The 12,967-nt window shown below is 55.1% G+C and carries 3 protein-coding genes; 2 read left to right on the top strand and 1 reads right to left on the bottom strand.

What is annotated here, in order from left to right; genetic code table 11:
• Positions 1-21: 21 nt before the first annotated feature.
• The gene (locus JJD41_RS05500) at positions 22-1,293 is read right to left on the bottom strand and encodes an inorganic phosphate transporter (RefSeq protein WP_200665065.1); all 1,272 of its coding nucleotides are present in this window, start codon (positions 1,291-1,293) and stop codon (positions 22-24) included.
• A 577-nt stretch (positions 1,294-1,870) separates the two neighbouring features.
• Here JJD41_RS05500 and ilvB point away from each other — a divergent pair.
• A complete protein-coding gene (gene ilvB / locus JJD41_RS05495; protein ID WP_200665064.1) occupies positions 1,871-3,733 on the top strand; it encodes a biosynthetic-type acetolactate synthase large subunit in 1,863 nt (620 codons plus the stop codon).
• Between the two features lie 337 nt (positions 3,734-4,070).
• Positions 4,071-12,827: a CHAT domain-containing protein gene (locus tag JJD41_RS05490; protein ID WP_200665063.1), complete on the top strand. Its 8,757-nt coding sequence runs from the start codon at positions 4,071-4,073 to the stop codon at positions 12,825-12,827.
• Positions 12,828-12,967: the final 140 nt, after the last annotated feature.

Here is a 12,967-nt window from a genome sequence, read left to right as displayed (position 1 = left end):
TGCGAAAGGCTCCCGGACAACTTACAGAAGATGCACGATTGAAAAAATGCTGGCTCCTAGAATAGCAGCAATGGGAACCGTAATCAGCCACGCGAGGAAAATTCCTCGCAAGGTCGCCCATTGAATCGATCGCCAGTCGGACGCCAAGCCGATACCGATGACGCCGCCGACGAGGGCGTGAGAGGTGGAGACGGGCAAGCCCAAGCGCGAGGCGATCGATACGGTGGTGGCGGTGGCGAGTTCGGCACAAAAGCCGCTACTCGGCTGTAAGGCGACGATCCGCTCGCCGACGGTACCGATCACCTTTTTGCCCCAAACGGCCAATCCCGCGACGATGCCGATTCCGCCGACGAGTAACACCCACACCGGAACGTGAAAATCTCCTTGGGGAACTAATCCGGTGCGCCGGATATAGGCGATCGCCGCTAGGGGCGCTACGGCGTTACCGACGTCGTTGGAGCCGTGGGCGAAGGCGACAAAACAGGCGCTGAGGACTTGAAACCGGGCGAGTTGTCGTTCGATCCGGGAGTCGAAGCGCGATTCGCCGTCCGGGGCAACGTCGGCGGGGGTCTCGGGCAGGCGATCGAGTTGTCGCCAGCTTACCCAACACAGGGAGACGGCGGCCACGCTGCCGACGACGACGGGCAAGTTGTGGGCTGGAATGGCAATGGCGAAACGAACTTGGAGCCACTGGCGCAGGGGTTCGACGATCTCGGGCAAGACGATCGCCCCGAAAATCCCCAACAGGGCGGCACTGAGCCAGGGAATCCATTCTTGCAGTTGTTGGAGGGGATGGGGATGGTCTAAAATCCAGCGCTTGATGAGGGTGTAGAAGCAGGCGGCGATCGCGGCGCTGATGGCCGGGGTGAGGATCCAGCCGATCGAGATCGTGGCGATCGTCGTCCAGTCTACGGCGCCCCAGCCTGCGGCAACCGCACTAAATCCGGCTAGAGCTCCGACGACGGCATGAGAGGAAGCGACGGGCCAGCCGCGACTGGTGGCGATTTGCAGCCAAATGCCGCAAGCGAGCATGACCGAGACCATGCCCGCGAGCAGGAGATAGGGCGTTTCGGCGAAGCGATCGCCCTCGACGATGCTGGTGGCGAGGGTTTCGGAGACGCGCCCGCCGAATAAGACCGCGCCGCTCAGTTCTAAGATTCCGGCGATCGCCAGGGCTTGGCGCAAGGTAATTGCTTTGGAGCCGACGGAGGTTCCCATCGAGTTCGCGACGTCGTTGGCCCCGAGGTTCCAGGCGACGTAAAAGGCAAGCAGGGCGAGAAAAATGAGCAGCATGGGCGTCAAAAGTCGGCAACAGATCTAAACCTTACGTTAGCGCTAAAGCGGGATTGACTAAGGCGGGAACGATGCGATCTCAGGCTATTCTGGCTCCGGCCAGGTTGGGAGCCGCCGGACCGATCGGGAAGGCACTTCCGCGCCCCTCGACGTGCAAGCGAAAGTGCGATCGATTGTTGACTCGGAGCGGTTGGATCCGTCGAACCCGGGCGACGATGACGGGCGCGATGTCCCAGCAGGCGATCGGGGCTTGACAAAACTCTCGAAATCATGCGATTTCCGGCAGGTCGTAGGGGGGAAATGTTTAAATCCAGGGCGTCGGTCCCGGCTCCAATCGTGGCAATGTCGAGCCGAGCCGGAGTTGAGAGAGACATTCGTAATCTTTTGTAATTTAGATAATAAGAATGATTATCTGCTTAAAACCCAGGAAATCTCAAGTTCGAGGGAATGGGGATCGGCGATCGCGCCGATCGGCGATCGCCGGAAATATAAAATCGAGCCAACAAAAACGACAAAGCCCCTAGTTCTTACGGCATGATTAGAGAAGACGCTTGACGAATCGATCGAGAGGTTTGACGTGATTTCGCAAAGCCCAGCCGAAAGAGCACAAACAACATCCTTACAACCCACTCGCCGCACGGGTGGGTATGCATTGATTGACAGCTTGAAGCGCCACGGGGTCAAACATATCTTTGGTTATCCCGGTGGGGCGATCCTGCCGATTTACGACGAGTTATATCGCTTTGAAGCCGCAGGGGAGATGCAACACATCCTCGTGCGGCACGAGCAAGGTGCCGCCCACGCGGCGGACGGTTACGCCCGCGCCACGGGGAAAGTCGGAGTTTGCTTCGGCACGTCCGGACCGGGGGCGACCAACCTGGTGACGGGAATTGCCACCGCGCATATGGATTCGATTCCGTTAGTCGTGATTACCGGGCAAGTCCCGCGCGACGCGATCGGAACCGATGCCTTCCAAGAAACGGATATTTTCGGGATTACCCTGCCAATTGTCAAACATTCCTACGTGGTGCGCGATCCTCGGGATATGGCGCGGGTGGTTGCGGAAGCGTTCCACATCGCCAGTACGGGAAGACCGGGTCCGGTGTTGATCGACGTGCCGAAAGATGTGGGCTTGGAAGAGTTCGACTACATTCCCGTGGAACCGGGAAGCATTCGGTTGCCCGGATATCGCCCGACGGTGAAAGGTAACCCGCGCCAGATCAACCAAGCAGTTCACCTCCTCACCCAAGCCGAACGCCCGCTCATGTACGTCGGCGGTGGGGCGATTTCTTCCGGCGCCCATGCGGAAATTCAAGAACTGGCCGAGCATTTCAATATCCCCGTAACGACGACATTGATGGGGTTGGGAGCGTTTGACGAACAACATCCCCTCTCCGTGGGCATGTTGGGAATGCACGGCACTGCCTATGCGAACTTTGCGGTGAGCGAGTGCGACTTGCTGATCGCGGTGGGGGCGCGGTTTGACGATCGCGTCACCGGAAAACTGGACGAATTCGCTTCGCGGGCGAAAGTGATCCATATCGACATCGACCCGGCAGAAGTCGGCAAGAACCGGGCGCCAGACGTGCCGATTGTCGGCGACGTGCGCCAGGTGTTGGTGGATTTGTTGCGACGCTGCCACGAATTGGGCGATGCGGTCGATCGCACGCGCACGGCGGATTGGTTGGCGCGGATTAAGCGCTGGAGTGAAGATTATCCGTTGAGCGTACCGCAACATGCGGATAGTTTGTCGCCGCAAGAGGCGATCGTCGAAATCGGACGGCAGGCGCCGGATGCCTATTACACCACCGATGTCGGCCAACACCAGATGTGGGCGGCTCAGTTCTTGAAGAATAAGCCCCGTCGCTGGATTTCCAGTGCGGGATTGGGAACGATGGGCTTCGGAGTACCTGCGGCGATGGGTGCCAAGGTGGCGCTACCGGACGAGCAGGTGATTTGTATTAGTGGCGATGCCAGTTTCCAGATGAACTTGCAAGAACTCGGCACGATCGCCCAATACGGGATCGATATTAAGGTGATGATCCTCAATAACGGTTGGCAGGGGATGGTTCGCCAGTGGCAGGAAACGTTCTACGGCGAGCGCTATTCTGCGTCCAACATGGAAGTGGGGATGCCGGATATTCCGTTGTTCTGTCAGGCATACGGGATGAAAGGTAAGGTCGTGACCCAACGGGAGGAACTGCCGGGGGCGATCGCCGAATTGCTCGCTCACAAAGGTCCGATGATTCTCGACGTGCGCGTGACTCGGAACGAAAATTGCTATCCGATGGTGGCGCCGGGTAAGAGCAATTCCCAGATGTTGGGATTGCCGGAACGGCAGAACCTCGAGCGAGCTACGGAATTAGTCTACTGCAGCCATTGCGGGGCGAAAAATGTCTCGACGAACAGTTTCTGTCCGGAGTGTGGCACGAAATTGTAACTTATGTAGTTTTACGTGAGATCTTCCAGATTTTTAACCAGAGGGATGTACATCTCTCTGGTTATTTTGTTGTCTTTATAAGAGATAGAAAGTGAGATGTCGGGCAAGATGCCCGCACTATAGTGGGGGGAGCAGGATTGAGATAAAGAGCTTCAATAGGCAATTCTCATTCCTGTGGGACAGGGATCTCGCCTGCCAATCTGTGCATTTGAGGAATGGGTTTATATAATGGCAGTAGAATCTGCGTAGCTTGCCTACAGCAACCGGACAATTCTTAGGGAACTCCGATCGAGCAATTATCTTCAATTGGAGAAAAAGATAGGAAGGGGTATCAATCATGAATAACATCGATCGCTCAATTTCTTTAAAAATATTGAAAGCTTTAGAAGTTAAAGCCCCTCATACTTCTAAATCCATGGGACTTTCGGTGTTATTCCTCGCTTTACTCCTACCACAAGCCGGAAACGCTCAAATTACCCCAAATGATGACGGAACCGGAACCACGGTCGATCGAGACAGTCAAACCTTCACCATTGACGGCGGACGGCGATCGCCAGACGGGAGCAATCTCTTCCACAGTTTTAGCGAATTTGGACTCGATACCGACCAAATTGCTAACTTTCAATCCCATCCCGAGATTTTAAACATTTTAGGTCGGATTAATGGCGGCAATCCTTCCATAATTAACGGCTTAATTCAAATTACTGGGGGTTCGTCTAACTTATTTTTAATGAACCCGGCGGGAATCGTTTTCGGAACGGACGCGCGCCTCAATGTTCCGGGAGACTTTACCGCCACCACCGCCACGGGAATCGGATTTGAAAAGGGTTGGTTTAACCAAATTGGCGACCCAAATTACAGCAGTTTAGTCGGCAATCCTAACGCCTTTTCCTTTGAAGGATTGCCCCGGGCGATCGCCAATTTTGGCATCTTAAGCGTACCCGAAGGACAGCAACTCGGCTTACTCGGGGGTAGCGTCCTCAATCTGGGTACCTTATCCGCCCCGGGTGGGGAAATTACGATCGCCTCCGTTCCCGGACAGAGTAGGGTTCGCCTCTCACAACCGGGACACTTGCTCAGTTTGGAACTCGATCGCCCGGACTTACCGGGTACCGACCCGACCAATTTACCCCAACTGCTGACTGGGGGCGGATTGCACCATGCTAACCAAATTACGGTCAATGAAAATGGCAGCATTCGCCTTTCCGGTTCCACGGTAGACGCGCCGACTCGGGAGGGAACGACCCTGATTTCCGGAACCGTGGACGCTTCCGGAACGACCGGGGGACAAATCACAATTTTAGGAACCCAAATCGGGACGATCGCCAGTGAGATCGATGCTTCTGGAAGCTTCGGCGGCGGGACGGTTTGGATCGGCGGCGAGTATAAAGGATTGGGAACTTTACCGAATGCCGACCTCACGTTTATCGATGCAGGGAGTCAGGTTCGCGCCGACGCGATCGCCTCGGGAAGCGGAGGAGAGGCGATCGTTTGGTCCGATCGCACCACGCGCATTTACGGCAACATCAGCGCCCGTGGCGGCGCGACCTCGGGGGATGGCGGCTTTGTCGAAACCAGTAGTGCGGGTTTTCTCGACGTGGCCAATCCGCCGGATGTGAGTTCGCCGACGGGACAAGGGGGAACCTGGCTGATCGACCCGTACAATATCACGATCGCCGCCACCACTACATTCAATATAGATACGGTCATCGACCCGTTTACTGCAACCGGGGACAATGCCAACTTAGATGTCAACGATCTGATTGCTGCATTGACCGATGGCGCGACCGTGATCGTTTCTACGGGAACCGGGGGAACCCAAGACGGGAATATTACTCTAGTCAATGGAACCATTCTGGATTTTGACGGGACGGGAAATAATACCCTCCGCTTGGAAGCGGCGAATACGATTACCATTGATGGCGCGATCGAAGATAGTACCCCGGGGGGAGATTTACTCAACTTATTTTTAATTGGCGATACCGACGGCGATGGTGAGGGTCAAGTAATCGTGAACAATACCATTGCGACTGGAGGCGGAGACCTGACGATTGAGGGGGACAGTTTGACGGGAATAGGGATCCAAATTAACGGCGATCTCGATTCCGGTGGGGGAGCGATCGATTTTCTGGGAGAAGGAAGCGGAACGATCCAGAGTCAGGGAATTTGGATCGATGCGATCGTCGATTCTCAAGGCGGTGCGATTTCGATGGTAGGAACAAGTACCTCTTTTGAGGGACTTCGGATCGACGGGACGATTCTTTCCGGCGGCGGAAGCATTAACCTTACGGGGATTGCAATTACCAATCCCGGACTATTAGCGACTGGATCGATCGATTCCGAAGGTGGCGAAATTAACTTAACAGGGACGAGTGATACCTTTCCAGGCATATCCACCTTGGGTTTAATTCAATCTCAGAATGGAAATATCAATATGTCCGCAACGAGTTCCACTGCAGAAGATCTTTCCATTGCGGATACGGTGGATGCGGGAACGGGTAATCTAACCCTGACGGCGGATGAGATTAATTTAGATCCGGGTTTTGGCACCCCTGAATTGTTGGGAACGGGCAATTTAATCATTCAACCGGAAACACCCGCCCTCAATTTCCAAGTGGGAGGGGCTGGAGATTCGGCGCTTGTCTATCTGACCGAAACTGAGGTAGACAATATTTGGGGAGATTTTGCCTCGATTACGATCGGACGGGCGGATGGGAGTGGAACCCTAACCCTTGGTGGCGATGCCTCTTTTTTCTCGCCAGTAACCCTGCAAGTTCCTGTCGGGACGGGAACGATCGCCACGACTGGGGGAACGATCTTTGGTCGTTCGATCGAATTATTGGCTAACCAGGATATCACGATCGCCACTCTCTGGAGTCCCAGTGGAACGATTGAGATAACGAGTAATAACGGCAATATCGATGGAACCCAGGGAAGTCTAGACACTTCCAACGAAGGAGATGGCGGTCCGATCGCTGTTAATGCACCGAATGGGGCGATCGACTTAGGTACGGTACAAACGAATGCTTTGGGTGGGGATGGCGGTTCGGTAACGGTGATTGGCGATGGAGATATTAATATTGCCGAAGTAGCAGGGACTTCCATTAATACCACGGGGACTCTCAATGGGAATGTCGAAATTACCAGTAATAATGGCGCGATCGCGATCGACGGACGTATTTTTGCTGGAGTAGCTAACGGAGATACGGGAGGTAACGTTAGCTTACAGGCGAATAATAATATTTCCGTATTGGGGGACATCATTAGCAGTGGCGACTTAACCGCCAGTGGCTTTATCGAGATTATCAGTACCAACGGCAGCGTAAGCGTTACTGATGTATATGCAGATTCCGAATCGGGAACCGCCGGAAATATAACGGTGACGGGATTGGGCGACGTGACGATCGGGGAGCTCTTCGGCAGCAGTGAAGTCGGGCCGGGGGCTACAGTGACGCTGACCAGTAACGAAGGGGCGATCGCCGTCGGTGGTGCGGTCCCCGATGTATTTTTCGCAACCTTCTCCAACAACGGACCCGGAGGTGACATCACGATCGATGCTGCTAACGGAGTGACCATCAATGAAACCATCGACACGACGGGAACCACGGGTGGCGGTTCGGTGAGCGTAACCAGCGATAACGGGGCGATTTCCACGCTGGAGGTCAAAACAACCTCGACTGGGGGAACGGGAGAGGCGATCGCCCTCGACGCTGCCACCACGTTGACGATTGCTGGGGGGGTGGATGCTAGCAATAACAGCACGATCGCCCTGACTGGAGACGAAATCGACCTCGACGGCGGCCTCGATACTATACGAAGTACGGGGGGTACCTTAAGCTTGCAACCCCGCGACCCGAACCGCAATATCGAACTCGGGGGGGCGGCGAATGTGGCGGGCAGTTTGAGCCTGACGACGACGGATTTAGAGGCGATCGCCGACGGATTCAGCAGCGTGACGATCGGACGTAACGACAGTAACGGTACCCTCACCGCCGTCAGCGATGTCACGTTGAGCGATCCGACCTCGATCCAAGCCGGGGCGATCGATATCTCCGGGGTCACCCTCACGGGAGAAGACGACGCCACGATCGCCCTCGAAGCCAATAATAATCTCACGACCGGAAACATCGCCAATCCCGGACGGGAAGTCAGCCTATCGAGTGCCGAGGGTACGATTGATTTTAGTACGGCCACGATCGATACTCGTTCTACGAACGGAGTCGGCGGCGAAATCGTATTCGACACTGCCAACACCTTAATTTTGGGCAATATCGCCACCAACGATCGCGATCTGACCTTCGATATGCCGATTCAACTGGCCTCGGATAGCGCGATCGCGATCGAAGGCGCGGGCGGAACCATTACGTTTAACAGCTTCATCGATACGACAATTATCGACACCAACCAAAATCTCACCTTAACGGCTGGAACGGGCGATATTATTTTTAATAGTGATATCGGTAGTGGTTTTCCCCTACAAACCCTGACCGCGAACAGCAGTGGCGTCACGCGCATCAACGCCAATATCAATGCGGGAGGCTTGCAAACTGACGGCGCAGGCAGCATCGAACTCGGCGCCACTGTGGCGACAAGTGGAGTTACGGGACAGACGTATAACGAACCCGTCCAACTCACGGACAATGCGGTTTTGAGCAGTAATAATGCCGATATTACTTTTAACAATAGCGTCGATGGTAGCCAAAATTTAACCGTTACCGCCGGAACGGGGAATGTTACGTTTAACAGCAATCTCGGTAATACAACTCCCCTGGGACAAGTCCAAATCAACAGTAGCGGTACGACGGCGATCGCTGGCACGGTCAATGCTACTGGCGTGTCAACCGATGCCGGAGGGACGACGGAACTGAGCCAGAATGTCACGACAACTGGAGCGACGGGACAAAACTATGGCGATGCGGTGCAATTACTCGGGGCGATCGCCCTCACCAGTCAAGATGCCGACATTACGTTTGACAGTACAGTCAACGGCAGCCAAGATTTAACCGTCAGCGCCGGAACGGGTGACGTAAGCTTGAACGGCGACCTCGGTAATGGCGAACCCCTCGGCAACCTACAAGTCAATAGCAGTGGGGTGACTCAACTCGGCAACGTCCAAGCCGCCAGCGTCGAAACCGATGCCGAAGGCAGCACCGAAATTTCCGGCAATATCATTACAAATGGGACGACAGGACAAACCTATAACGATGGGGTGGAGCTGACGGGTAATTCCAGCCTGAACAGTAACAACCAAGTCATTACATTTAGCGGTACAGTCGATGGCAATAATGGGTTAACTGTCGATTCTGGAACCGCCGCCGTCAACTTCGATCGCGCGATCGGGAATAATATCCCCGTCGGCAACTTCACGGTCAATTCCGGGGGGACGGTACGGTTCGGGAGTACGGTCACCGCCAGCAGTTTGACCGTTTCCGGCGCCGGAAGCAGCGAACTCAACGGCGACGTAACCACCACCGGAAGCGCGGGACAGACGTATGAGGGAAATGTTTCTCTCTCGGGAAATATTGTTTTAACGGGAGATGAATTAACCTTTGATGGCTTGGTTTCGGGAACGGGACGAGTGCAGTTGCAACCGTTTACCAGTAGCCAACCGATCGCGATCGGAGGAACCCAACAGACCAGTGGTTTGGACTTGACCGCTACCGATCTGGTCGCGTTGCAAGATGGATTTAGTGAGATCGTCATCGGTCGCGGCGATGGCAGTGGGGCGATCGCGATCGCCCCCAATGGTGCGACTTTCTCCGATCCGGTGGTCTTACAATCCCCGTTCGGGGCGATCGCCGTCAACGGGATCCTCCAAGGGACAGGAGACGCCACCTTAACCCTCAGTGCGCCCAATATCGCCCTCAACGCCGATCTGCTCAGTAACAATCAAAATATCACTTTGGGAGGAGAGAATAGCGCGATTACCCTGGGGAACAATCTGCTCATTTCCACCGGGACGGGTTTGGGAGACATTCGCTTACTCGGTCAGTTGCAGGGGGCGCGGGATCTGACCCTAGACAGTGGGATCGGCAATATCTTCGTCTTAGGGTTTCTCGGTAACAGTCCCTTGGGGATTTTACGCGCCAACAGTAGCGGCGTCACCGAGTTCGCCGGGAACCTGCAAGCGTTGGGGATTTTAACGGATACTGACGGAACTACCGAACTTTCGGGGACGGTGACCACTACGGGAGGTGAGGGACAAGTTTACAACGATCCGGTCAGCTTAATTGGGGAGACCCGCTTAGAAAGTAATGGCGCCGATATTGAGTTTGGAGACCGTCTCGACGGAAATGCGGATTTAACCCTCAATGCCGGACTGGGGAATATTTTATTTGCCGGGGAGGTTGGCGCGACGGAAGCGTTGGGAATTTTAACGATTGAAAGTGCGAATAATGTAGACGCCTTGGGAGCGATCGCCGCCAGCAGTTTCATTCAAGAACAAGGAACCTCGACGACCACTTTAAACGCGCTGACGACGACGGGAACGGTGGATCTGAATGTAGATGGGGCGATCGCGATCGATCGGATCGTCAGCAATGGCGGCGATGTGGGGTTGACGAGTAATCGCGACGCAGTGACGGTTCTCGGAGAAATCGATACCCGTACGACAGAGGCGGGAACCCCGGGGGGTGCAGTTTCTGTTTTAGCGGCGACGGAGATCGTCACCGGAGATATTTTAACCTCCGCGAACAGTGCCAGTAGCGGGGGCGTCTCCCTGAGTGCGTCGGGAAATATTACCACGGGCAATATCGATACGCGATCGGCGATCGGCGATGGCGGACCGATTACCCTCAACAGTACGGGAAACAATGGTAGCTTGCTGACTGGAGACTTACTCAGTAGCGCCAATAGTGGCGATGGCGGTCCGGTGTCGCTGACGGCGCCCATTGATATTACTACGGGCAATATCGATACGAGTTCGGTCGATGGGGATGCGGGTTCGGTCAAAGTTGACCCGGAAACGATTAATATTGCGTCCATTCGCGCCGAAAGTGTCTCCGGTCGCGGTGGCGAGATCGACGTGGTGGCGTCGGAGTCGATCCGAATTACCGATAGTTTTACGGCGCAAGATGGCACCGTTTCGAGTATTTCATCTCAAGGGGGTGCGGGCAGTGGGGCGATCGCCCTGCAACACGGCGGCGATGAAAATATGTTATTTACTGTGGGCGATCCGACCCTAAACGGGACTGCAGGGGCGATTACCGCCGGATTTGGACCCGAAGACACGATTTTACCGACATTTGCGATTCCCTTCCCGCCTCAAACCTTTACTCAAGGGAATATCACGGTTCGGACGACGGCGCCAGAACCGCCTGTTATCGAACCCGTAGAAGATCCGATCGTTCCTCCGGGAACACCGACAGAACTCGAACCCGCCGGGGAGATTACCTCGCCGGAAAGTCCTACAGTGGAGGAAGTCGCGGCGCAATTCGGGGAACCGACGATCGCCGAACCCCAGAGTCCGGAAGCGCCACAACCGGGAGTCAGCGAGACGGAAGCGCCACAAGCGGCGCCGGAGGATGCGGTTGTCGAGGAAACGGCGACAGATACGGAAGCGGCGACAGATAATGTGACCGATAGTGTGAATGAGGCGATCGCCCCTCCGATCGCGATCGATCCCGCCGAGGTAGAATCTGCCGAGGCGATCGACTCGGTAGACATCGACACAGAGAATCCCACGCTTTCCGAGAGTGCTACAGGTTCGGAACCCTCGAATTCTTTCCCTCAAGAGGGAGAAGTCAGCGCCGCCTTACAAGGGGAAACCTTAGAAGAAGAGGAGATTCCGGCGGAGGATATGGAGTATCGCAACGTCACCGAAGATGTTTCGAGGGTGGAAGTCGATCCGGGAATGGAAGAGATCGATCGCGCCTACACCCAAGAAGTGGCGCAATATTTCAGCCAACAAGGGGAGACGAGTTCGTCCTCTGGCGAGGTGGTCAGCTTGAGTGAGGCGCGCAATATTTTGCATCGGGTCGAGGAGGCGACCGGGGTCAAACCTGCCTTGATTTACGTCAATTTCGTCCCGTCCTATAGTGGCGCCGATGCGGACAGCGACGAGTTAGATTTAGTCTTAGTGACCACGGACGGGAAAGCGGTGCGATCGCGCGTCGGCGTCACCCGAGGGGAAGTGATGGAACAAGCGCGCCAATTTCAAGGGGAAATCACTAATGCTCGCAAGCGCAACACCGACAGTTATTTACAAGCTTCCCGCCAATTATACGATTGGATTATCGCACCGTTGCAAACCGATCTCGAAGCGCGCGAGATCGATAATTTAGTGTTTATTATGGATACGGGGTTGCGATCGCTGCCGATGGCGGCGTTGCACGACGGCGAAGGATTTGTCATCGAACGCTACAGCGTCGGACTGATGCCGAGTTTGAGTCTGACCGATACCCGTTACGGAACCGTGAAAGGGACTCAAGTGCTGGCGATGGGGGCGTCGGAGTTCTCGGAACTTAGCGACCTCCCGGCAGTTCCGACCGAGATTCGGGCGATCGCCACCGAGTTATGGTCCGGCCAATATTATCTCAACGAACAGTTTACCTTAGAAAATCTCAAGAAAAAACGGGAACAAGGACGCTACGGCGCCATTCACCTGTCTACTCACGGTCAGTTCCTCTCCGGCGAACCGGGGAATTCTTACATTCAACTGTGGGATACCAAATTGGGATTAGACCAATTGCGCGAATTGGGATGGAACGATCCCCCAGTCGAACTGCTCGTCCTCAGCGCCTGTCGCACCGCTCTCGGCGACGAACAAGCAGAATTGGGTTTTGCGGGCTTAGCGTTCCAAGCGGGGGTTAAAACCGCCGTAGCGTCCCTCTGGTACGTCAGCGACGAAGGGACGTTAAGTTTAATGACCGAGTTTTACCGTCAGTTAGATCGGGCGCCGATTAAGGCGGAGGCGTTGCGCCGCGCCCAGTTGGCGATGCTTCGCGGCGAAGTTCGCATCGAAAACGGTCGGTTAGTCGGGACCGGGGAGTCGGGTCAGTTACCGTTACCGGAAGAAATTGCCAACCGGGGCGATCGCACTTTATCCCATCCTTATTATTGGTCGGCGTTTACAACGATTGGCAATCCCTGGTAGGGGCGATCGACTCGAATGGAAAAATAGGGGCGTTGCATCATAGAGAATGATGAAGCGTTGAGGGAAGCATCATGAACTGTCCTTACTGACTGCCTGACACATCTTTTCTAATTGACAGTATGACCAGGTTTACAAACAAT

Origin of the sequence: Oxynema mangrovii CENA135 (genome assembly GCF_016632315.1) — a bacterium.
In the GTDB taxonomy this organism is placed as follows: Bacteria; Cyanobacteriota; Cyanobacteriia; order Cyanobacteriales; family Laspinemataceae; genus Oxynema; species Oxynema aestuarii.
Note: the sequence above shows the minus strand (reverse complement) of the source record. Positions and strands in the feature narration are given on the sequence as shown.